We start from the raw sequence: 22,345 nt of genomic DNA, 5'->3' as shown, positions 1-22,345 counted from the left end.
ACGCCACGGCGTACGGGCCCGCTCCGCGTTCCACGAAGGGTCAGTCGCGCACGACCGTCACCGGGCACGGGGCGTGCTGGGTGACGTGGAGGCTGACCGAGCCGAGCAGCGTCGCCTTGAAGCCGCTGTAGCCGCGTGCTCCGACGACCAGCAGGTTGGCGCCCTTGGCCCGGTCCAGCAGGGACTGGGCCGGGTTGCCGATCACCACGACCTTGCTGACCTTCGCCGCGCCCTCGGCGCCCAGCGCCTCCTCCAGCGTCTCGGTGAGGGCCACGGTCGCCAGGGCCTGCGGGTCGAAGTCCTCCGGCATGCCGGGCATCATCGACGCCCAGCTCGTCGCGGGGTACTCCCAGCTGTTGACGGCCTCCACCGTGTCGCCGGTCAGCTCCGCCTGGCGTACGGCCCAGTGCAGAGCCTTGACCGACGACTCGGAGCCGTCAACGCCCACCACGATCCTGCCCATCACTGCCTCCAGCTCGGTTCGGCTCAGTGCGCATCTTTCGGTGCAACTCTAATCAAACCGGGCGGTTGTGCAGGAGGCGGGGTTCAGTCCAGCCGGAGATCGGCGAGCTGCTGCTCGAACGGGACCACGTCGTCGTCGAGCCCGGGGGTCCGGGACGCTCCGGACGCCGCCCGCCCGCCGGTGAGCATGGCCGCCAGCTCGCCCCCGGCCCGCCGGATGCGGGAGGGCAGGCCCTCGGTGTACTCGTCGCCGGACGCTCCCCAGTCCTCCGAGGCCGCGTACACGGACGTCGGTACGACGGTGGCCCGCAGGTACGCGAAGAGCGGGCGCATCGCGTGCTCCAGCACCAGCGAGTGGCGGGCGGTGCCGCCGGTCGCCGCGATCACCATGGGCTTGCCGGTCAGCGCGGTGTTGTCGATCAGGTCGAAGAACGACTTGAACAGCCCGCTGTAGGAGGCGGTGAACACGGGCGAGACGGCGATCAGCCCGTCCGCCTCCACGACCTCCTTGATCGCGGTGTCCAGGGCGGCCGGCGGGAAGCCGGTGACCAGGTGGTTGGCGATGTCCACGGCCAGGTCGCGGAGCTCGATCACCCGGACCTCGACCGGGCGGTCCTGCTCGGCCAGCAGCCGCTCACGGGCGGCCCCGGCCAGCCGCTCGGCCAGCAGCCGGGTCGAGGACGGGCTGCTCAGCCCGGCCGATACGGCGACGATGCGTACGGGCTCGGTGGCGAACACGGTCGTCACGGTGGTCAGCTCTCCTTCGTGGTCGACTTGGCGGCGCGGGCGGCGGCGACGGCGGGGTGGACGGGTGCGGAGTCCGGGACCCCGGCCGGGCGCAGCGCCGCGAACTCCTTGCGCAGCACCGGCACGACCTCCTCGCCGAGGATGTCGAGCTGCTCCAGGACCGTCTTCAGCGGCAGTCCCGCGTGGTCCATCAGGAACAGCTGGCGCTGGTAGTCGCCGACGGCGTCGCGGAACGACAGGGTCCGCTCGATGACCTGCTGCGGGGAGCCGACGGTCAGCGGCGTCTCGCGCGTGAAGTCCTCCAGGGACGGTCCGTGCCCGTAGACCGGGGCGTTGTCGAAGTACGGGCGGAATTCCCGTACCGCGTCCTGCGAGTTCTTCCGCATGAACGCCTGGCCGCCGAGTCCGACGATCGCCTGCTCGGCGGTGCCGTGCCCGTAGTGGGCGTAGCGCCGGCGGTAGAGGGACACCATCTTCTTGGTGTGCTCCATGGGCCAGAAGATGTTGTTGTGGAAGAAGCCGTCGCCGTAGTACGCGGCCTGCTCGGCGATCTCCGGGGAGCGGATGGAGCCGTGCCAGACGAACGGCGGGACGCCGTCCAGCGGGCGCGGGGTCGCGGTGAAGGACTGGAGAGCCGTGCGGAACTTGCCCTCCCAGTCGACGACGTCCTCCCGCCACAGCTTGTGCAGCAGGGCGTAGTTCTCGATGGCGAGCGGGACGCCCTGGCGGATGTCCTTGCCGAACCAGGGATAGACCGGTCCGGTGTTGCCGCGGCCCATCATCAGGTCGACGCGGCCGTCCGCGAGGTGCTGGAGTGTCGCGTAGTCCTCGGCGATCTTCACCGGGTCGTTGGTGGTGATCAGCGTGGTGGACGTGGACAGGATCAGGTTCTCGGTGCGGGCGGCGATGTAGCCGAGCGTGGTCGTCGGTGAGGACGGGACGAACGGCGGGTTGTGGTGCTCGCCGGTCGCGAAGACGTCGAGACCGACCTCCTCCGCCTTCTGCGCGATGGCGAGCGTGGCCTTGATCCGCTCGTTCTCGCTCGGGGTCCTGCCGGTCGTCGGGTCGGTGGTGACGTCTCCGACGGTGAAGATGCCGAACTCCATGGCCCGCCTCCAGAAACCTAGTTTCGTTGAACTTTGAACTACTTGAACATACCCTACAACGGAGCCCCCCCCTCGACCTATTCCGCGAGGAGTGCGCGACCGGGCCGTACCCTGAAAAGGGCGCGCACGGGCCGGCCGGGCATCGCCGTCGGGACGAAGGGCAGGGCCGTGAGCGGGACGGGCGGGAGCGAACGCTGGAAGGAGCGCGGCGTCATGCTGCGCGTTTTCGTGTACGTCTTCGCCACACACCTCTTCGCGGGCTTCGTCTGGATCCTCTTCTACGTCGGCGAGCACGCCAAGAAGTAGCGGTACGGGGCGGTTTTGGGCCGTGCCCTGCTTCACCGCGTGGTTCACGAGCCGGCCCCGCAACCTTGGGGTACGGGCCCCGTGCGGCATGGCGTCCAGATGCCCCGGCCGGGAGTGCCCCCGGGCGGCGGACCAGGACCGCCAGCCTGGCCGCGCTGTCGTCCGTCGCCCACAGCTCGCGGCCCGGCTCAGGCCGGGGCCCCGGCCGCTTCGCGACGTGACGGACGGGGAGTGTTCGTCACGTTCCGGAACAACCACCCCCGCGCCGGGGCCCAAGGGCGTAGGACCCCGGCCGCACCGGGACCGGAGCCTCGGACCGATGCGCGGCGGATGAGCGGACGCCTACGCTGCGGGCCGACGGTACGCAGCCGGGCGCACCGCCGACCGCAGAGGAGCCCCGCCGTGCCGTTCCCCGCCGCCACCCACGTCCGTCTCGCCCGCCCGTCGAGGGACCTCGCCGCCGCCGGGCGGTTCTGGACGGACGGCCTCGGGCTCACGGTCCTCTTCCGGGCCGGGGCGGGCCGGGAGCCCGGCACGCACGACCTGCTCATGGTCGGCCACCCGGACGCGTCCTGGCACCTCGAACTCGTCCACGGCGGCGACCACCCCGTCGACCCCCGCCCCACCGAGGAGGACCTGCTCGTCCTCTACTACGACGGCCCGGTCCCCGAGGAGACGGTGCGCCGCCTCCTGGACCACGGCGGCACCCGCGTCACCTCCCCGAACCCGTACTGGAACGAGTGGGGCGTCACCGTCGAGGACCCCGACGGCTACCGCCTCGTCCTCTGCCGCCGCGGTTGGTCGAATTCCTGAACCCGATCCGGCAGGCCACGTTATGGTGGGGGACATGACCTTCACGCCGTGCCGGAACTGGTGGCGCTCCTTCTAGGAGCGGCCTCCTCGCCTTCGCACGGAATCAGGGCCGTTCGTCTACGGACGGCCCTTTTTCGTTGCCCTCATGAGGGCCGTCCTCCACGCAACCGCGATCAGCATCGCAGGGAGAGACCCGCCATGAGCGACGTCGTCGTACCGACCGAACAGCAGCGCACCGCCGAGCTGGAGGACCGCATCCGGCAGGCCCCGGAGACGTTCCGGGTGATGACCGGGGACCGGCCGACCGGGCCGCTCCACCTCGGGCACTACTTCGGCACCCTCCACAACCGCGTCCGGCTCCAGGACGCCGGGGTGGACGTTTTCGTGATCATCGCGGACTACCAGGTGCTCACCGACCGGGACGTCGCCGACCGGCTGACCGAGCACATGGAGGGCCTGCTGCTGGACTACCTCGCCGCCGGGATCGACCCCGCACGGGCGACCGTCTTCAACCACAGCGCCGTGCCCGCGCTCAACCAGCTGCTGCTGCCGTTCCTGAGCCTGATCTCCGTCGCCGAACTGAACCGCAACCCCACCGTCAAGGACGAGATCGCGCACTCCCGGCAGTCCTCCGTCAGCGGGCTGATGTTCACCTACCCGGTGCACCAGGCCGCCGACATCCTGTTCTGCAAGGGCAACCTGGTGCCGGTCGGGCAGGACCAGCTGCCGCACCTCGAAGTCACCCGGACCGTCGCCCGCCGCTTCAACGAGCGGTACGGGGCGGTCTTCCCGGAACCGGACGCGCTGCTCTCCGCCGCGCCGCTGCTGCTCGGCACCGACGGCACCAAGATGAGCAAGAGCCGGGGCAACTCCGTCGCGCTGCGCGCCGACGCCGACGAGACCGCCCGGCTGATCAAGGGCGCGCGGACGGACGCCGAGCGGCACATCACGTACGACCCCGAGAACCGGCCCGGGGTGGCGTCGCTCGTCCTGCTGGCGGCGCTCTGCCTGGACCGGGACCCGCACGCGGTGGCCGAGGAGATCGGCGGGGGCGGTGCGGCGGTGCTCAAACGGACCGTGACCGAGGCCGTCAACGCCAGGATGGCGCCGATCCGGGCCCGGCGGGCCGAGTACGCACAGGATCCGGGGTACGTACGGTCGGTGCTCCGGGCCGGGAACGAGCGGGCCAACGAGATCGCCTCGGCGACCCTGGCCGAGGTGCGGGAGGCGATGGGCGGGGTGGTCTGAGGGCGGGGGACCAGGGACCAGTCCGGCGGCCGGGGACCCGCCGGGTCACCGGACACCCGGAGTGGGCCGGGCCATCGGTTCGGGCTGTCGGTTCGGGCCGGGCTGCCGGCTCCGGTCAGGCGCCCGGTCCGGGCCGGGCCGTCCACTCCGACCAGGCGCCCGGCCCGGACCAGTCCGCCGGCTCGGGCCAGGCGCCGCGGGCCGCGGTGTCCAGGACGAGCGCCGCGATGTTCCAGGCGTCGTCGGCCCCGCTGTGGTGGCGGCCCTCCAGCGGAAGGCCCGCCACCTCCAGCGCCCGGGCCATCCCGGGCCGCTTGCGCAGGCCGTGGGCGGCGGTGAACGGGAGCTTGGCGTTGAGGTGGTGACGGCCGAAGGGGTACGGGGTGCCGGTCATCCGGCACTGGCGGACGAACTGGTTGCGGTCGTAGTCGCCCCAGCTGGTCCAGGGGCGGGAGCCCGCCCGGTGCTCGGCGGCCAGCAGGCGGCAGGCCTCGGCGAAGGAGAGCCCGGTGTTCACCTCGGCCTGGGTGAGGCCGGTCAGCTCCGTGCAGAAGGCACTGACCGAGGACCGCGCGGGCCGGACCAGGATGCGGTGACGGGCGACCCGCTCGGCCGTGCCCAGGTCGACGACGGTGAGCCCGATCTCGATGATCTCGCCGACCGCGCCGGGCGGTGGCCGGCCGTCCCAGCAGGTCGCCTCGATGTCGATCACGTTGAGGAGTCCGGGGGGCGTGTCCATGGGCGGCAGGGTAGGGGGCGGGACGCGCGCCCGGCATCCGGGTTTCCGGTCACCGGGCGCGCTCCTGGTCACCGCCTCGGGGCCGTTCTCCGGCTGCGGCGCAGGAGTTCGGCCAGGCCCCGGCGGGTCGCGGCGATCACCACACGGTCCTCGGGGAGCAGGACATGCCCGGGGTGCAGGTCCCAGATCAGGCCGGACGGGTGGTCCGGGGTCGGCGTACCGGGGAAGGCCAGGTCCGGGCGGCGGTCGCCGGGCGGGGTGGCATCCAGCGCGAGGACCCGCCAGGCGCCCGCCTGGAACGCCTGCTCCACCGTGCGGCCCTCCAGCTGCGGATGGCCCGCCACGTTGATCGCCGCGAAGAGCATCACCTTCCGCTCCACCGGGATCGCCCCCAGGATCTGACGTCCCATCATCGCGACGGCGAAGGACGGCGCGGCCAGGTGCGAGACGGAACGGGAACGGGTCACGGCGTGCGGGTGGGCGGTGCGCAGGGTGCGGTAGACGGCGGTGGCGAACTCGTCGTCGTACAGCCGCAGCGCGACCCGCAGGTCGGGCTTGACCGAGCGGGCGTAGAGCACCGCCTCCAGGTTGGTGGTGTCGATGCTGGTCAGCGCGAGCAGGGCCCGGGAGCGCTGGATCTTCGCCGCCTCCAGCACGCCCTCCTGCGTGACGTCCCCGAGGACCACCGGTACGTGCAGCCGCCGGGCCACCGGGATGCCGCGCGCGTCCGGGTCGTTCTCCACGCACACCACCGGCACGCCCAGTTCGCGCAGCCGGACCAGCACCCGCGTACCGATCTTGCCGAGACCGAGCAGCACCACGTGGCCGGACAGGCCGCGCGGCGGGCGGCGCAGCGCGGACGCGGTGCGCAGCGAGCCGAACGCCTCCAGGACCCCCGCCACGAGCAGCGGCAGCAGCATCAGCCCGGCCACACCGGACAGGAGCTGGATGACCTGGCGGGCCGTCGGGTCACCGATCGCCGGGTCGCCCATGGCGAACAGGTCGAGCAGGGTGAGGTAGGTGGCGTGCAGCGGGTCGTCACCGGTGGTCAGCGTGGAGGCGACGGCCAGGGCCAGCACCGCCAGCCCGACGCCCAGCGCCGACCAGCGCAGCCGCCGCGAGAAGACCTGGCTGAGCGGGGCGCCCCGGCCGCCCATCCGGGGCGTCGGGCCGCTCGGCCCGGCCTGGCTGATCGCTTCCAGGACGACCGTGCCGCGCCCGGTGGCCGCCGCGATCTGCCGGGCGTCGGGCAGCAGCCTGGGCCCCTCGTCGCCGCTGCTGTCGGAGCCCTCGGTGCCCGCCGGGTCGTGGGTGGTGGAGGAGAGCAGGGCGAGGGTGCACAGGCCGGGGTCGGCGATCTGGCCGCCGCCGGGCGGGGTGCGTTCGGCGGCGCGCAGCAGCAGGCCCTCCGCCTGGATGACCTTGCTGGAGCCGGTGAGGACGGTCGCCGCGAGGGCCGGGGCCGCGGTGTCGGCGTCGGACAGGACGGTGGTGGAGGCGTCCAGGGCGGCCCGGTCCAGACCCGGGGAGGCGACGGCGGCGGCCTGGTCGAGCAGGTTCTCCAGGTGCTGGCCCAGCTTGCGGTTGTAGAGCCGGATGACCAGGCGGAGCCGGGGGTTGATGCGGCGGGCGGTCAGCGCGGCCCGGATGTTGCGCTCGTCGTCGTCGTAGACCAGGGCCAGCGCGGTGGCCGTTCCCACGCCCGCCTCCTCGAACGCCTCGTCGGACGGCTCGGCGGCCTCCAGGATGCGGACCGGGTCGACGCCGGCGTTGGTGTCGTCGCCGAGCCGGGAGGCGCCGCTCTGCGAGTCCGTGTCGTCCGGGTCGCCCGGACCGCCGGTACCCGCGCCGTTGCGGTTCATCGCGGAGGAGACCCGCCCCAGCAGCGAGGCCAGGCCCCGCCCGGCCAGGGGCAGTTCGGGGCGGCGGGCGTCGCGGCCGGGCGGCAGGACGAGGGTGACCCGCTCGCCGTACACGTACCGCAGCTCGACGGCCAGCCGCCGGGCCAGGGTGTCGTCACCGCAGACGACCATGTGTCCGCTGAACGGGGAGCGTTGGGGCTGTTGGGGAAGTGGGGGCACGAGACCCAGCATGCCTTGCTCCTTCGCTCCGTGGGGAGTTGGCAGTGCGGAAGGTCCGGGGGTTACTCCGGGGGCGGGGCGGCGTGCCGGGCCGCGGGGTTGGTCAGGACGTGGCGGGGGTCGGTGACCCGGACGATCGCCGTCTCGACCGCCGCGATCCGGTCCGCGAGCAGCCCGAGTGCGGCGACGGCCCGGGTCATCGGGTCGCCGTCCGGGCCGCCGAGGGCCTGGGTGCGGACGTAGGAGGCGGTGATCGCGGACCAGCGCGCGGACTGCTCGGGGGTGAGCCGCCCGCGCAGGGCGGCCAGCTTGAGCAGGTTCGACTCGGCGCCGCTGGTCAGGGTCTGGGCCTCGCCCGCGTAGTGGTCGTCGACCACGGCGGACAGCTCCGCCTCGTTCATCACCGGCACGATCCGTTCGGCGATCTTGTTCATGTCGCGGTACGAGCCCTGGAGCCGGAACGGCGGCTCGGTGCGCGTCGCGTCGGTCTGCGCCGCCGAGGCGATGTACGCGGAGTTCACGGCCAGCACCGTGTCCCGGGCGGTCAGCAGATGGCGCAGCACCGCCACGATCCGGTCCCGCTCGGCGGGCGTGTACGGGTGTTCCAGCCGGTCCGGGCGCGCCGAGGGGTCGCCGGAGGCGAGCCGTACGAACAGGCCGAGGTCCTCGCGGGAGCGCCCGGCGAGCGGGGCCAGCACCGGGTTGGCGGTCAGCGCGTTCTCGACGAAGCTCAGCGCGAAGACGTCCTCCCGGCCGGTCAGCACCTCGCCCAGGTTCCAGACGTCGGCCCGGTTGGCGAGCATGTCGGGGATGCGGAACCGCTCGCCCGACTCGGTGTACGGGTTGCCCGCCATGCAGACCGCGAACCGCTTGCCCCGCAGGTCGTGGCTGCGCGGTTCGCCGTCCCGGACGCCCTCGATGCGGCGGGTGGCGTCGCAGAGCGGGATGAACTTCTGGAGCAGCTCCGGCGAGGTGTGCTGGATGTCGTCGAGGTAGAGGAGCGTGTTGTTGCCGGACTCCAGCGCGAAGTTGATCTTTTCGATCTCCTGGCGGGCGGTCGCGGTGCGGGCCTGGGCGGGGTCGAGCGAGGTCACGTCGTGGCCCAGGTTCGGGCCGCTGACCTTGACCAGGACCAGGCCGAGCCGGTCGGCGACGTACTCCATCAGCGTCGTCTTGCCGTAGCCGGGCGGCGACACCAGCAGGAGCAGGCCCTGCGAGTCGGTGCGCCGGTCGGCGTCGGCGGTGCCGAGCTGCTTGGCCAGGCTGTCGCCGATCAGCGGCAGGTAGACCTCGTCCAGCAGCCGGTTGCGGACGAACGCCGACATGACGCGCGGCCGGTGGTCGTCCAGCCGCAGCCGGGACCGTTCGGCGTTGACCAGGGCGGTGCGGTGGCGCTGGTAGGCGCGGAAGCCGGGCACGGTCACGGCGCGGAACTCGGCGGTGCGGGCGAGGAGTTCGTCGATCCGTACGGTCAGGGCGCCCCGGTCGACGCGGGGGTGGGTGCCGAGCAGGCCGTCCACCCGGGCGGTCAGCGGGGCGTCGTGGTCGTAGCGGTCGAGGACCCCGGGCGGGCACAGCTCCACGGCGACGGCCTCCGCGAGGTCGCCCGCGTCGGTCCCGGCGCCGCTCGCGGCGGCGTACGCGCCGAGCCAGCCCTCCACCACCTGGCGGCGGGCCGCGAGGTCGTCGCCGAGCGCTTCGAGGTCGTCGTCGTACACCGAAGTGCCGGTCGTGCGGCGGAACTTGTCCAGGAAGGTGCGGACGGCGGCGCTGGTGACGAAGCCGTCCGGGCCGCCGGTCAGCTCCTCGAAGAGGTACCCGGCGACGGCCGCCGGGTCCGTTTCCGGGGCCGTCGCGTCCTGGCCCCCGATCACCGCCGCCCACTCCTCCTTCAGCGCGTCCACCGCCGTGCCGAGCCCGAAGGTCTCCCGGGCGCGGGCCAGCGACCGGGCCCGCCGGGTCCACGAGACGCGCCGGGCCCCGTCCGCCCCGTACGCCCAGAAGAGCTGGGCCGCCGCCCGCACGGCGGGCGGGAAGCGCAGCAGCCCGGCCCCGGAGTGCAGCCGCAGCAGTGCGGCGAGGATCGCGGCGGCGTCCTCGTCGTGGACGCCCCGCTGGTACCCCTCGTCGTACGCGGCCGCCGCCGCTTCCCGTACGAGCGTGCCGAGTCCGGCCGGGTCCAGGGCGGCCAGGGTGTCCGCGCCGTGTTCGTCGAGCAGCCGGGCCGCCAGGTGCTCGCCCCGGTAGACCAGCGGCGACTCCGAGGGCAGGGTCTGCTCCCAGTACGGGCGGGTCGCCCCGAACTCCGGGTCGGTGACCGGGGCCCGGTAGTCCGTGCCGGTCAGCGCGAAGGCGAGCCGGTCCCCGTGCGGGACGAGCGTCAGGTCGAAGGGCTGGGCGTTCACCGCGAACCGGTGCCGCCCCAGCCGGATGGTGGCGCCGCCGTCCGCGTACAGCTCGCCCCGGTCGCGCAGCGCCCGGCCGGCCTCCTGGCGGGCGGCGATCAGGCGGCCGTCCAGCTCCTCGGCCCGTACCGGGTCGCCGAGTTCGCGCAGCTCGTCGGCGGTGCGGCGGATCCTGGCGACCATCGGGTCGGAGGCGAAGTAGGTGTGGACCGCGTCGGTGTCGTCCAGCGCGGACAGCCGCCGGGAGACCGTCTCCAGGACCCGGGCCGCCGAGTCCGCCAGCCGTTCCGCGCGCCGGGCGCGGGCGTCCTGGAGGGTCTGCTTGCGAGCCGAGAACGCCTCGTACACCTCGGTGCGGCGCTCGGCCAGCTCGGCGAGGAAGTCGTCGAACTCCGCGAACCGCGACTCCAGGTTCTCCAGCTGGAGCAGCAGCCGGGACAGCTGCTCGTCGCAGGCGTCCGGGGTGTCGGCGGCGGCGATCGCCCCGGTGACGGCCTGGCCGAGCAGCGCGGACTCGGCGGCGAACTCGGCCCGGCCCTCGTGGTCGAGGAGTTCGCGGCGGCGCGCGTCGAGGGTGGCGCGGGCCCGGTTGACGCCGCCGAGGACCTCGGCGATCCGCTCCAGGATGCCGGTGCGGACGGTGGTGTCGCCGATGTCGAGCCCGGCGACGACGTCCGTGACGGTGCTCAGCCCGTCCGTCATCCCGGTCAGCCGTTCGCCGAGCTGTGCCGCGTCGGCGACGGTGGCGAGGGCGGACGCCTCGGCGGTGAGGCGGTCGATGTCCTGGTGGTAGGAGGTGAAGGCGTCGTCCCGGCCGAGGAAGGCGACGGCGCGCTGGGCGGCCGATTCGAGGTCGGCGGCGGCCCGGGCGGACAGTTCGGTGATGCGGTCGGTGTCGGCGTACCGCATCTCGGCGAGGGTCGCCAGATGGCCGTGGGCGCGGCGCAGCGCGGTGAGCTGGTCCACCCAGGCGGCGGCCGTGCGGGGGGCCTCGCCCCGGACGCGGCGGACCAGGGCGGTGAGGTCGGCGGCGGCGGTGTCGAGCGCCTCGGCGGCCTGCCGGGTCAGCTCCCGTACCGTCTCGAACTCGATGACGACCTGTTCGGCGGTGGCCCTGAGCTCGGCCAACGGCTCGGCGAGGGCGTCGAGTCCGGGGTCGGCGAGCCAGTGGTAGCGGTCGGTGGCGCGGGTGCAGTCGGCGACCAGTTGCGCGTACACGGCGGCGGTCGGGGTCGTCTCGGCGGCGCTGCGCGCCAGGGCCAGGCAGTCGGAGATCCCGCGCACCAGATCGGCGTTGCCGACCCGGGCGAGCGGCCCCGTCCCGGCGGGGCGGGAGGCGGCGTGGGTGTCGGAGACGTACGGGGTGTGCCAGCGCTGCACGGAGTGGACCCGGGCCGGTTCGTCGCCGGTGCGCAGCAGGACGAGGGTGCCGTCGTCGAGCAGGGCGTGGCCCCGGCCCTGGAGCGGGGTGGCGACCTCCTGCCGGATCAGGTTGTACGGCAGGAGCAGGGCGCGGCCGTCGTCGGGGGAGCGGAAGACGTAGAGGACGTCCTCGCCGTTCGGGGAGCGGACGGCGCCCTCGAAGACCGGGTCGGTGAGCGGTTCGGCGATGTCGAAGGTCTTGGCGGTGCCGGTGGTGAGGTAGTAGCCGCCGGGGAAGATGATCCCCTGGTCCTCGGGGAGGCGGTGGCAGGCCGGTCCGATGCCGTCCAGCCGCCGCACGGTGGAGAGCAGCGTGTTGAAGACCAGGTACCGCCAGGCCTCCTCGTTGTACGGGCGGACCCGGAGCAGGACCAGCGGCCCGATCGTGGCGTGCTCCACCTCGGCGTCGGCGAGCGACTGGAGGGGTTCGGCGACCGGCTCGCGGTAGATGCCCTCGGCGGTGTCGGTGTCGTTGGCCGTCTTGACGGTGAGGTGGCCGCCGAGGGTGTCGACGAAGAGCGGGGCGCTGTCCGGGGTGTCGCCGCCGACCGCGATGTGCGGGTGGCGGCCCAGCACATGGGCCTCGCGGCCCGCGACGGTCCAGGTGAAGTCGTGCGAGGGCGGGAAGACGTGGTCGCGGTCGCCGCGCGCGTCGAGGAAGGCCCCCGGAGCGCCGTCGGGTCCGAGCGCCCAGCGCAGTACCCGCACGCCGTCCGCGTTCTCCCCGGTGCGGAAGACGGCGAGCAGCCTGCCCTCGACCCGGCGCAGCCGCAGCAGCCGGGCGTCGCGGTAGTAGCGGTGCAGGGAGACGAACTCGCGGACGAAGTCGGCGTCGGCGAGGGGGCCTTCGGTGTCGGGCGCGTCCAGCTCCGCCCCGTACCGGGCGAAGACCTCGGCCACCTCGGCCGGGCCGGCCGCCCCCGGTCCGCGTTCGAAGCCGAACAGCAGCCGCCCGCCGGCCGCCACCAGGTCGCGGGCGACGGCGGGGTGGGCGGTGCGGATCTGCTCGGTGCCGGTGAGGCGGAGCTCGGTGGAGCCGAACTCCTCGGTGCGGCGGGTGTTCAACTTCTCGGCACGGCGGGCCAGTTCGGCGGCCCGGTCGCCGAGCCGACGGCGCAGCACGTCGTACGTACCCGCGTCCACGGGGCCGCCGGTGGGCGCTGCGGTCGTGGTGTCGGTGTCCATACGTACGGCTCTTTCTGCGAGGTGTGCGGTGCGTCTTCTCCGTCGGGTCCCGGAGTGCTGCGGTGCGTCCCGGTACCGGGCCCGTCCGGCGGTGGACGGGCCCGGCACCCGCGGATCAGACGGCCGGGGCCGATCCGTTCCGCGCCGCGGGGACGGGGACGGGGGCGGTCTCGGCGGAGACCGGTGCGGCGGCCATGGCGCCGGTGAGCGCGGAGACCGGCAGGTCGGCGAGGCCCGCTTCCCGGGCGGCGGTCAGCAGCTGCTCGATCTGCCCGGCGCCGACCCCGGTGCCCGGCGCCTTCATCATCCGCATCAGCAGCGCGGACACGGTCAGGTTCCGCACGTCGCCGGTGGAGACCGAGCCGAGCATCCGGGTCAGGTCCTCGGTGAACGACGAGGAGCCGTCCAGCCACGGCCCGGCGAGGGCCTTCGCGGTGTCCGAGTTCGCCATGAACCCGTCGAAGCTCTTGCCCATCGAGACCGCGGAGACCAGCCGGTCGAAGAAGACCGACTCGCCGCCGACGATGTCGATGTCGGCGTTCTCCAGGCCGGTGGCCAGCACCGTCGCCTGGGCCTCGGCCACCTGCCGCTGCACGTCGAGCCCGGCCAGCCGGATCTCCTTCTCCGCGGCGAGCCGCAGCCGGTACTCCTCGTGGCCGCGCGAGGCGTCGTCCAGCGCCGCCATCGCGGCCGCCTTCTCGGTGAGCCCGGCCGCCTCGGCCTTCAGCTTCTCGCCGATCATCGCCGCGTCGGCGGTGGCCTGCGCCTGGGTGCCCTCGGCGGTGGCGAGCGCCTTGAGCCTGGCGCCCTCGGCCTCCGCCCTGAGCCGGGCGGACGTGGCCTCGGCCTCGGCGAGACCCTGCTTCTCGATGACGTCGGCCTGCGCGTCGCGGACCTGGACCTCGGCGAGGCCGGGGGCGGCGGACTCGGCCCGGATGCCCTCGGCGAGCCGCAGCTTGGCCTGTGCGTCCAGGTCGGCGGTCTTCAGCCGGGCCTCGGCGAGCGTCAGCTGCTCGGCGGCCAGGTGGGTGGCGGCGGACTCGGCGGCCTCGGCCGCCTTGATGTCCTTGACCAGCTTCTCCTGGGCCTCCGCCTCGGCGGCGATGATGACCGAGCGGCGGGTGCGCTCGGACTCCTCGACGGCCCGCAGCGTCTTGATGGACTCCTCCTGCTCGGCGACCGTGCGGTCCACCGCGATCCGCTCCCGGATCACGTCGGCGACCTCGCGGCGCTCGGCCTCGACCTCCTTGGTCGCGGCGATCCGGTCCAGCTCGGTCTGCCGCTCGCGCCCGATGACCTCGATCAGCCGGTCCTTCTCGATCCGCTCGTTCTCCACGGCGATGACCCGCTCGCGGTTCTTCTGCGCGACCGCGATCTCCCGGGCCTGGTTCTCCCGCTGGATGCCCAGCTGCTCCTCGGTGCGGATGAACGCGGCCTGGGCACCGAGCCGCTCCTCCTCCTGGACCTTGGCGGTGGCGGCCTCCTCGCGGGCCCGCAGCGTCTCGACCTCGCGGCGCTGCTTGATCTCGGCCTCGGCCTGGCGGCGCTCCAGCTCCAGGATGGTCTCCCGGGCGTCGACGTCCTGCCGGGTGATCTCCTTCTGCTCGCTGCGCTGGAACTCGTTGGTGCGCACGTGCTCGATCGCGGTCAGCTCGGTGATCTTCCGGATGCCCTGCGCGTCCAGGATGTTGGCGCCGTCGAGCTGCGCCATCGGCGTCTGCTCCAGGTGGTCGATCGCCGCGTCGTCGAGGTGGTAGCCGTTCAGGTCGGTGCCGATGACCCGGATGATCCGGTCCCGGAACTCCTCGCGCTTGGTGTAGAGGTCGACGAAGTCCAGCTGCTTGCCGACGGTCTTCAGCGCCTCGGCGAACTTCGCGCCGAAGAACTCCTGGAGCGCCGATTCGTCGCTGGCCCGCCCCGTGCCGATGGACTGGGCGACCTTGATGACGTCCTCGACGGTCTTGTTGACCCGGACGAAGAACGTGATGTGGATGTCGGCGCGGATGTTGTCCTGGCAGATCAGCCCCTCGCGCCCGGTACGGCGGATCTCGATGGTCTTCACCGAGATGTCCATGACCTCGGCCTTGTGCAGCACCGGCAGGACGACGGCACCGGTGAAGGTGACGTCGACCTTCTTGGTCTTGGAGATGATCAGCGCCTTGCCCTGCTCGACCTTGCGGAAGAGCCGGGTGATGACGAGGAGCAGCGCTACGACGATGAGCAGGACGACGGCGACGAGCACACCGAAGCCCAGGGTGATGGCATCCATGACAGTCCTTGACGGCTGGTGAAGAAGAAAGTTGTGAGGGGCGCGTGCGACGGCTCCCGGCCGCTCCGCGCGACTGCGCCGGCGCGGTCCACCGGCACGGACGCGGGTACGTGCCCGCGTGCGTGTGTACGTACGTGGCGAGGGCGGTCAGCCGGTGGGGCGCTTGGCCCCGCGTGGTCGGGGCGTCGGCGGGCCCGGGTCCAGGGCCCTGTCGTAGGGCGAGACCCAGAAGAACTCGCCCGCGTCGTCGTACGCGTACAGCAGTCCGGCGCTGCCCGCGGTCAGGGCCGCCGGGTCCGCAGGGTCCGCCGGGGCGAGCAGTCTGACCTGCACGATCGCGGTGGAGCCGTCGTCCGCGGTGACCTCGGCCTGCCCGAAGTCGGTGCCGACCGATCCGGTGCGGACGGTGCAGACCCGGCCCAGGAAGTCCTGGCGTGACGGCGGAGGCTCGTCGGGGAAGCGGCGCCGGAAGAGGCGCACCAGCACCCGCAGGACGACCAGCCCGGTCAGCAGTGCCCCGACGAGCACGGCCCCGGCGAGACCGGCCCGGGTGAGGCCCGAGGCGTCGGAGCGGTGCAGCAGGACCGTGCCGGTGAGCGCGGCGAACCAGCCGAAGACCGTGATCACGGAGACCGAGACGGTGACCGGCACCCCGCCGACCCCGGCCAGATCGGTGTCGAGGTCGCCGTCGAAGGAATGGTGGTCGGCCGAGCCGACCAGGACCAGGAGCCAGAAGAAGATGACGACGGCGAGTGCGGCACCGAACAGAACGGCGGGAAAGGAAGTTGCCGCGTTCAGGAACTCCCGCATCTCTCCACCCCCTTGACTGACTGGGGGCCGGTGCGGGCCCGGCTGCTGCGGCGCAGCCTGAAACAACGCCGCAGCAGCCGGGTCTTCCCCCGTTTTCCCCCGTGGTTCCCCCGGTTGGTGCTGACGGGATCGTGTCATGACGAGCGCGCTGGAACACTGCCGGAATCCGGCAATCTTTCCTCCTTCTTGATGCCGGGCACCGGCACCGGAGAATATGCGTTGAACGGGTGTGTCATCACCGCGTCACAGATGCGTCAACGACGTGTCAGGACTGGAGGAGAGTGCGTGCCCGAGCCGGAGATTCCTGATGGGGTTCTGGGTGACTATGCCCGCATCCTGGCCGATGTGGCGGCCACCGGCCGCCGTCTGACGCGGGACGAGCTGGAGGGTCACCGGCTGCTGGGCAAGGGGGCCGCCGAGGACGGCTTCCAGCTGCGCGCCCTGGTCTCGCGTCATCTGCTGGAGACCCGCGCCGCCTGGCCGCTCGGCCCGGGGGCGGACGCGGTGTCCACGGATTCGGTGCTGGCGGCGGTCGAGCAGGCGGTGGACGCCTTCGCGGAGGGCTTCGAGCGGGCCCAGCGGATGACGGTGCGCCGCGAGGAGGCGGCCCGCCGCGAGTTCATCGACGACCTGCTGTACGGGCGGAGCGACCTGGGGCGGCTCGCCGAGCGGGCCACCCGGTTCGGGCTGCGGCTCTCGCGCGCCCACGCGGTCGCGGTGGCGACGGGCCCGGAGGCGTACACGGAGACCGACTCCGTGCCGCGTACGGTCGAGACGGCGCTGCTCACCCGCTTCAGCGGCCGCAAGATCCTGCTCACGACGAAGGACGGGCGGCTGGTCTGCATCGCGCCGGGCAGCCAGCCGGACGTGCTGCGGTTCTTCGCCAAGCAGTCGCACGCGGCGACGAACGGCGGACGGGTCGCGGTCGGCCGCCCGCACCACGGCCCCGGCGGGGTGGTCCACTCCTACGACGAGGCGCTGGAGGCGCTGGATCTCGCGGAGCGGATGGCTCTGGACGACCCCGTGCTGTACGCGGCGGACCTGCTGGTCTATCCGGTGCTGACGCGCGACCGGCAGGCGATGGCGGACCTGGTGCGCAGCGAGCTGGGCCCGCTCCAGAAGGCCCGGGGCGGTGCCGAGCCGCTGCTGAAGACGCTGAACGTCTACTTCGAGGCGGGCTGCGTGGCCGCGGAGACGGCCCGTCGGCTCTCGCTGAGCGTGCGGGCGCTGACGTACCGGCTGGAGCGCATCCACCAGCTGACCGGCTCCGATCCCGCCGACCCGATGCACCGCTACACCCTGCAGACGGCGGTCATCGGCGCCCGGCTGCTGGACTGGCCGGCCAACGAGCTCTGACCGAAGGACCCGCCCCGGCCGAAGGGTCCGTTCCGGCCGAGGGCCCCGGAGGGCCAGGAACCGGAGGGCCGGGAACCGGAGGGCCCGGAACCGGAAGGCCGGGAACCTGGAGATCGGGGCCCCGGAGATCGGGGACCCGGGGGAGCGCGGGCCCGGGGAACGAGAAGTGGCCGGGGACGCGCAGGGGGGAGTCGCGCGTCCCCGGCCTGCCGGGCGCGGGCCGATGGTCAGTCGGCCGCGCTTTCTCCGGCGATCCGGGGCCGGACCGGCGACGGGCCGGTCCGGCGGACGGAAGAACGTGTGGGCCGGTACGGCCTACAGGTCGAACTCGTGCGGGGGGAGGTCGAGCGCGAAGCACGCCTCGCGCACGACGGCCTGCTCCGACTTGTCGAAGTCGCCGTCGGCGCCGCCGATGACGATGCCGATCTGGATGACGGCGCGGGCCTCGGCGGGCTTCTTCTTCGCCTTGCCGATCTCCTGGAGGATGCTGACCTTGCCGAAGGCGAAGTCGGCGGTGAGCTTGTTGACGTACTCGTTGAAGCGGCGCTGGAGGTCGTCGGCCGGGAAGTTCTGCAGGACCTCGTTGCTCGCGATCAGGGCGGCGACGCGCTGGCGCTCGGAGGGGTCGACGGAACCGTCGGCCGCGGCGACGAGGGCGCACATGGCCATGCTCGCGTCGCGGAACGCCCCGCTCTTCAGGTCGTTCTTCTTCGCTTCCAGCTGCGACTGCATCGACGAAGCGGATTCCTTGATCCGGTCCCACAGTGCCATGTCGTCTCCATACGTTGCGTTGCGGCTCGCCTTGCGGCGCGTTGCCGGACGGGAGTCCAACTCTACAGACGTGTAGAAGTTAGCAGCAGGCGTACCCGCTGTGCTCCCTGACCGGCGGTCAGTAGGATGCTGCGACACCGCGGCGGGCGCGGCAGCGCAGAAGGGCGGACCCCCGATGGACTCGGCCAGGCCCGGCCACCTCCCGGACAACGAACCACGACGCGACCGAGTGCCCGAAGCCCCGCACCGGCTTCCCGCCGACGCGAAACCGCCCCGGCGAGGCCAGGGCGAGCTGGAGGCCCAGGTCCTTGCCGTACTGCGGTCCGCGAACGGCCCCGCGACGGCCGGCTGGGTCCAGGAGCGCCTGGACGGCGACCTCGCCTACACCACCGTCATCACGATCCTCTCCCGCCTCTACGCGAAGAAGGCCGTGACCCGTACCCGCGAAGGCCGCTCCTACACCTGGACGTCCGCATCCGACGAGGCCGGTCTCGCGGCCCTGCGGATGCGCCGGGTGCTGGACGGCGAACGGGACCGGGGCGCCGTGCTCGCCCGTTTCGTCTCGGCCCTCTCGCCCGGTGACGAGGAACGCCTGCGCGCGCTGCTGGCCAGGGCCGCCGACCCGGACGATCCGTACGGACCCCGCGACACGGAAGGCCTGTAGCCCGCCGATGGGTGTCTTCGTCTGCCTGCCGCTGGTGCTGCCGCTGACCGCGCTGCCGATCGCGCGCCTGGCCGAACAGCATCTGCACCCGCGTATCGCGACCCGGCTGCTCGCCGTCGTCGGTGCGCTGCTCGCCCTGTGCAGCACGCTCTGCCTGGGCCTGCTGATGGTGGTGGGCACCGCCCAGCTGCCGGGCAACCCGCTGCCGGACAGCTGGTCGGACCCGGAGGTGCGGGAGGCGGTGCCGTACGAGGAGAAGGCGGGCGTCGTCGCGATCGGGGCGCTGGCGGCGGTGCTGGTGGCCTGCGGGTGGACGGTGGTGCGCCATGTGCGGCTGCGGGTGCGCGCGGGCCGGGCGCTGGCCGCCGCGCCCTCGGTCGTCGAGGACGGGGTCGCGGTGCTCCCGGACCCGGAGCCGTACGCCTACGCGCTGCCGGGCGGACCGGGCCGGGTCGTCGTCTCGACCGCGATGGCCGAGTGCCTGGACGCCCGCGAGCGGCGCGCCCTGATCGCCCACGAACGGGCCCACCTCGCGGCCCGGCACCACCGCTATCTGCTCGCCGTCCAACTCGCGGCGCGCGCCAACCCGTTCCTGCGGCCGCTGCGCACCGCGGTGTCGTTCAGCACCGAGCGGTGGGCGGACGAGGAGGCCGCCCGCGTGGTCGGTGACCGGCGGGTGGTGGCGATCGCGGTGGGCAAGGCGGCGCTCTACTCGCACCGGGGGCCGGACGTCTCCGCCGGGTTCGCCGCCTTCGCGTCCCCGGCGGGCCCGGTACCGCGCCGGGTCGCCGCGCTGCTCGCCCCGGTGGAGCCGGTCCGGCTGTGGCCGCCGTCCTCCGCCCATGTCGCCCTCGCGGCGCTGATCGCGACGGTGGGCACGGCGGCCTCGGCGCTGTCCTCGCTGAACGCGGCCGTGACGCTGGTGGGCATCCTGCACGCGGCGACCCCGCTCTGAGCCGTACGGGAACGAACGGCTCGCGGCGGGGTCGCGACGATGACGCGGATGTCGGGTGCCGGGCTTCGGGGTCCGGCGTCGGATGCCGGCGTCAGACGTCCGGCGCCGGATGACCGGCCTTCGGTGCCAGGCGTCAGGCCTGATCGGCGGCGGGGGCGAGATCCCCCTGCGCGGCGACGGGCTCCGGGCGTACGCCGCCCGGTTCCGCACCGTCCCGCACCTCGGAGGCGCCGTCGGCACCGGAGGCGCCGGAGGGAATCGAAGCGCCCGGGCCACCGGAGCCCGCGCCGCCCTTCCCCTTCCCGGCGCGCCACGCCTCGATCCGGGCCGCGACCGGCTGGGTCCAGCGGGCGGTGAGGGGGCCGACGATGACCAGGATGAGGACGTAGGCGGTGGCGATGGGCCCGATCCGGGGCTCGGTGGCCACCGCGAGGCCGGCGATGACGATGGAGAACTCACCGCGCGCCACGAGCGTTCCGCCCGCCCGCCAGCGGCCGCGCGAACCGATCCCGGCGCGCCGGGCCGCGTACCAGCCGGTGGCTATCTTGGTGAAGACGGTGGTGATCGCGAGCAGCGCGGCGGGGAGCAGCACCGGCGGGATCTCGGCCGGGTTGGTGGAGAGCCCGAAGAAGACGAAGAAGACGGCGGCGAACAGGTCCCGCAGCGGCGTCAGCAGCTTGCGGGCCCCCTCGGCGACCTCCCCGGAGAGCGCGATCCCGACCAGGAAGGCGCCGACGGCGGCGGACACCTTCAGCTCCTGCGCGACCCCGGCGACCAGCACGGTCAGCCCGAGGACCACCAGCAGCAGCATCTCCGGATTGTCGGAGGACACCGCCCGGCTGATCAGCCGCCCGTGCCGCAGCGCCAGGTAGAGCACCAGCCCGACCGTGCCGAGCGCGATGAGCAGTGCGACGCTGCCGCCGGCGAAGCCCACGCCCGCCACCATCGCGGTGAGCAGCGGCAGGTAGACGGCCATCGAGAGGTCCTCGATGACGAGCACGCCGAGGATGACGGGCGTTTCCCGGTTGCCGAGCCGTCCGAGGTCGGTGAGCACCTTGGCGATGACCCCGGACGACGAGATCCAGGTGACCCCGGCCAGGGCGACCGCCCCCACCGGCCCCCAGCCGAGCAGCAGCGCGGCCACCGCTCCGGGGGTCGCGTTGAGTACGAAGTCCACGGCCCCGGAGGGGTACTGGGTCTTGAGGCTGGTGACCAGTTCCGACGCGCTGTACTCCAGGCCGAGCAGGAGCAGCAGCAGGATGACGCCGATCTCGGCGCCGACGGCGGTGAATTCCTCACTGGCCCCCAGCGGCAGGAGCCCGCCTTCACCGAAGGCGAGTCCTGCCAGCAGGTAGAGCGGGATCGGGGAGAGGCCGATGCGTCCGGCGAACCTCCCGATCAGTCCGAGCCCCAGAATGACGGAGCCCAGCTCCACCAGCAGTGCGGTCGTGTCGTGCACGGTCAGCCCTCCGCGATGATCTCGGAGAGCGTGTCGACGCCCTCACGTGTTCCGACGACTACAAGCGTGTCCCCGATGGCCAGCCGGAAGTCCGGCCCGGGGGACGGGTGCGCGCTGTGGGTCCTCAGCACGGCCACGATCGAGGCGCCCGTCCTGGTGCGCGCCTTGGTGTCCCCGAGCAGCCGGCCGCCGTACGGGGAGCGGCTGCCGAGCGGGATGTGCTCGGTGACCAGGTCGATGCCCTCGGTCCGTACGGCGTCGATGGGCGCCGAGTCGATGAGGTGGGCGAGGCCGGTGGCCTCCTGAGGTGTCAGCGGTACCGAGAGGCGACACGAATCAGGATCGTCCTGGTCGTAGAAGCCGATGAACCGGCGCCCGTCGTGGTGGACGACGACCGAGATGTGCTGGCCCGACTCGGTGGTGTAGTCGTACTGCACGCCGACTCCGGGCAGCGTGGTGCGGTGGGTTCCCATGGCTTCCTCCCGAGGGTGCGGCGGTTCTTGACGCACTTGGTGATCTCTTTATCCGGTCATTACCCTATCCGGAGGCTTCCGCCGCCTGAGGGGCGTGGACCGTACGGCTCCGTGTACGCGGGGTTGCGCGAGGGGCGGGGAACCGCGGGCGGCGTCCGTTTCCGGGTCCGCGGAGCCCGTTCGCGCCATGGACGACGTGCGGGCCCGCGCGGCGGGCCCGGCGATGCGGATCGGCGTCCGCCGCCCGTTGGCGACGAGCTTCCGTCCGCGGTCGCCCCGGACGCGGTCAGGGGGCGTCCCGGCCTCGGGACCGTGCCGATCGCCTCGAGGCGGTCACCGGCGGCGGGCGCGAGCAGGCTGGTCCCGTACTCGACGGTGAGGGCGTCGAAGTCCCCGTCGAACAGCGTGGCCGCCGCGCTGCCGGGTCCTCTCGGGCCATCCGCGCACCGAGGCGGGCCATCGGCCAACCCGCTTCCGCACCGCGGGACTTGCCTGCTCCTGATCCGCCGTCTCCGTCATGTGCGTGCTTTCTCCGGTCCGTCGACCCGTCCGGATACGCTGCCGGCATGGCTGCCCGGGGAAGCTTTCGCCGAGAATCCGCCCGTGTCCTGCTGACCGACGGGCTGGACCGCCTGCTTCTGCTGAGGTTCCGCGTCGACCCGGACGCTCCCGACGGCGGCTTCGGCTGGTGCACGCCGGGCGGCGGCGTCGAGGACGGGGAGAGCCTGGCGGAGGCGGCGGCCCGTGAGCTCCGCGAGGAGACGGGACTGTCCGTGGAGCCGGCGGCACTGGGCGCGTCGGTCGCGGAGACCTCCGGATACGCGGATCTCGGATGGGCCGAAGGGATCTTCCGGGACGTCTTCTTCCACTTCCGCGTCACGGACCACCGGATCGATGAGTCCGGACTGGCGGAGGACGAGCGCCGGTACCACGCCGGGTACCGCTGGTGGCCGCTCGCCGACCTGGCGGCCACCGACGAGACGGTCTACCCCTTCGGGCTGGCGGAGCTGACGTCCGCACTCGTGGCCGGGCGGACACCGGCAGAGCCGGTCCGGCTGCCCTGGCACCACTGAG

Annotated in this window: 18 protein-coding genes; 7 read left to right on the top strand and 11 right to left on the bottom strand. The window is 73.2% G+C overall.

Translation table 11 applies throughout. From position 1 onward, the window contains the following. Positions 1-40: 40 nt before the first annotated feature. The 3 genes from ACFCV8_RS04400 to ACFCV8_RS04390 form a co-directional block, all read right to left on the bottom strand. Complete coding sequence (locus ACFCV8_RS04400) at positions 41-463, bottom strand: universal stress protein (RefSeq protein ID WP_366288749.1); 423 nt, start codon at positions 461-463, stop codon at positions 41-43. Positions 464-546: 83 nt separating this feature from the next. Beyond that, on the bottom strand, positions 547-1,200 hold the full coding sequence (locus ACFCV8_RS04395; RefSeq protein WP_376683729.1) for an FMN reductase: 654 nt from the start codon (positions 1,198-1,200) through the stop codon (positions 547-549). A gap of 14 nt (positions 1,201-1,214) precedes the next feature. After that, a complete protein-coding gene (locus ACFCV8_RS04390; protein WP_376683728.1) occupies positions 1,215-2,315 on the bottom strand; it encodes an LLM class flavin-dependent oxidoreductase in 1,101 nt (366 codons plus the stop codon). Between the two features lie 168 nt (positions 2,316-2,483). Here ACFCV8_RS04390 and ACFCV8_RS04385 point away from each other — a divergent pair, with 168 nt between their 5' ends. From ACFCV8_RS04385 to trpS, 3 genes are all read left to right on the top strand, one after another. Next, positions 2,484-2,621: a DUF6126 family protein gene (locus tag ACFCV8_RS04385; RefSeq protein ID WP_366288753.1), complete on the top strand. Its 138-nt coding sequence runs from the start codon at positions 2,484-2,486 to the stop codon at positions 2,619-2,621. A 402-nt stretch (positions 2,622-3,023) separates the two neighbouring features. Next, on the top strand, positions 3,024-3,434 hold the full coding sequence (locus ACFCV8_RS04380) for a VOC family protein (RefSeq protein ID WP_376683727.1): 411 nt from the start codon (positions 3,024-3,026) through the stop codon (positions 3,432-3,434). Between the two features lie 198 nt (positions 3,435-3,632). Beyond that, entirely contained in the window at positions 3,633-4,682 is a 1,050-nt protein-coding gene (trpS, locus tag ACFCV8_RS04375) for a tryptophan--tRNA ligase (RefSeq protein WP_376683726.1), read from the top strand. A gap of 115 nt (positions 4,683-4,797) precedes the next feature. Here the strand turns inward: trpS and ACFCV8_RS04370 are convergent, their stop codons facing one another. The 5 genes from ACFCV8_RS04370 to ACFCV8_RS04350 all read right to left on the bottom strand — a co-directional run bounded on the left by ACFCV8_RS04370 (position 4,798) and on the right by ACFCV8_RS04350 (position 15,593). Further along, positions 4,798-5,421, bottom strand: coding sequence for an exonuclease domain-containing protein (locus tag ACFCV8_RS04370; RefSeq protein WP_376683725.1), 624 nt, complete (start codon positions 5,419-5,421; stop codon positions 4,798-4,800). Between the two features lie 68 nt (positions 5,422-5,489). Beyond that, positions 5,490-7,514, bottom strand: a complete 2,025-nt coding sequence (locus tag ACFCV8_RS04365) for an NAD-binding protein (protein ID WP_376683724.1) — start codon at positions 7,512-7,514, stop codon at positions 5,490-5,492. 50 nt (positions 7,515-7,564) lie between these two features. Then, a complete protein-coding gene (locus tag ACFCV8_RS04360; RefSeq protein ID WP_376683723.1) occupies positions 7,565-12,514 on the bottom strand; it encodes a DNA repair ATPase in 4,950 nt (1,649 codons plus the stop codon). 115 nt (positions 12,515-12,629) lie between these two features. Then, complete coding sequence (locus ACFCV8_RS04355; RefSeq protein WP_376683722.1) at positions 12,630-14,783, bottom strand: flotillin family protein; 2,154 nt, start codon at positions 14,781-14,783, stop codon at positions 12,630-12,632. 147 nt (positions 14,784-14,930) lie between these two features. Continuing rightward, positions 14,931-15,593 carry a hypothetical protein gene (locus ACFCV8_RS04350; protein WP_376683721.1) on the bottom strand — a complete coding sequence of 221 codons (663 nt, stop codon included), beginning with the start codon at positions 15,591-15,593 and terminating at the stop codon, positions 14,931-14,933. Between the two features lie 285 nt (positions 15,594-15,878). Here ACFCV8_RS04350 and ACFCV8_RS04345 point away from each other — a divergent pair, with 285 nt between their 5' ends. Further along, positions 15,879-16,949: a PucR family transcriptional regulator gene (locus ACFCV8_RS04345; protein ID WP_376683720.1), complete on the top strand. Its 1,071-nt coding sequence runs from the start codon at positions 15,879-15,881 to the stop codon at positions 16,947-16,949. A gap of 315 nt (positions 16,950-17,264) precedes the next feature. On the opposite strand, the gene ACFCV8_RS04340 is transcribed toward ACFCV8_RS04345, so the two are convergent. Then, the gene (locus tag ACFCV8_RS04340) at positions 17,265-17,720 is read right to left on the bottom strand and encodes a tellurite resistance TerB family protein (RefSeq protein WP_376683719.1); all 456 of its coding nucleotides are present in this window, start codon (positions 17,718-17,720) and stop codon (positions 17,265-17,267) included. 175 nt (positions 17,721-17,895) lie between these two features. Between ACFCV8_RS04340 and ACFCV8_RS04335 the strand changes: the two genes are divergently transcribed. Continuing rightward, the gene (locus ACFCV8_RS04335; protein ID WP_376683718.1) at positions 17,896-18,384 is read left to right on the top strand and encodes a BlaI/MecI/CopY family transcriptional regulator; all 489 of its coding nucleotides are present in this window, start codon (positions 17,896-17,898) and stop codon (positions 18,382-18,384) included. Between the two features lie 7 nt (positions 18,385-18,391). Beyond that, positions 18,392-19,339 (top strand): M56 family metallopeptidase, encoded by a 948-nt coding sequence (locus ACFCV8_RS04330; RefSeq protein ID WP_376683717.1) that lies wholly within the window; start codon positions 18,392-18,394, stop codon positions 19,337-19,339. Positions 19,340-19,472: 133 nt separating this feature from the next. On the opposite strand, the gene ACFCV8_RS04325 is transcribed toward ACFCV8_RS04330, so the two are convergent. Continuing rightward, a complete protein-coding gene (locus tag ACFCV8_RS04325) occupies positions 19,473-20,798 on the bottom strand; it encodes a cation:proton antiporter (RefSeq protein WP_376683716.1) in 1,326 nt (441 codons plus the stop codon). A gap of 2 nt (positions 20,799-20,800) precedes the next feature. Further along, on the bottom strand, positions 20,801-21,271 hold the full coding sequence (locus ACFCV8_RS04320) for a cation:proton antiporter regulatory subunit (protein ID WP_136206254.1): 471 nt from the start codon (positions 21,269-21,271) through the stop codon (positions 20,801-20,803). A 566-nt stretch (positions 21,272-21,837) separates the two neighbouring features. On the opposite strand from ACFCV8_RS04320, the gene ACFCV8_RS04315 reads away from it, so the two are divergent. Further along, complete coding sequence (locus ACFCV8_RS04315; protein WP_376683715.1) at positions 21,838-22,344, top strand: NUDIX hydrolase; 507 nt, start codon at positions 21,838-21,840, stop codon at positions 22,342-22,344. The last annotated feature ends 1 nt before the right edge of the window (position 22,345 follow it).

This window comes from Streptomyces sp. NPDC056347 (genome assembly GCF_042262625.1).
Taxonomy (GTDB): Bacteria; Actinomycetota; Actinomycetes; order Streptomycetales; family Streptomycetaceae; genus Streptomyces.
The sequence above is the reverse complement of the archived record's forward strand: the minus strand, read 5'-3'. Positions and strand labels throughout refer to the sequence as shown.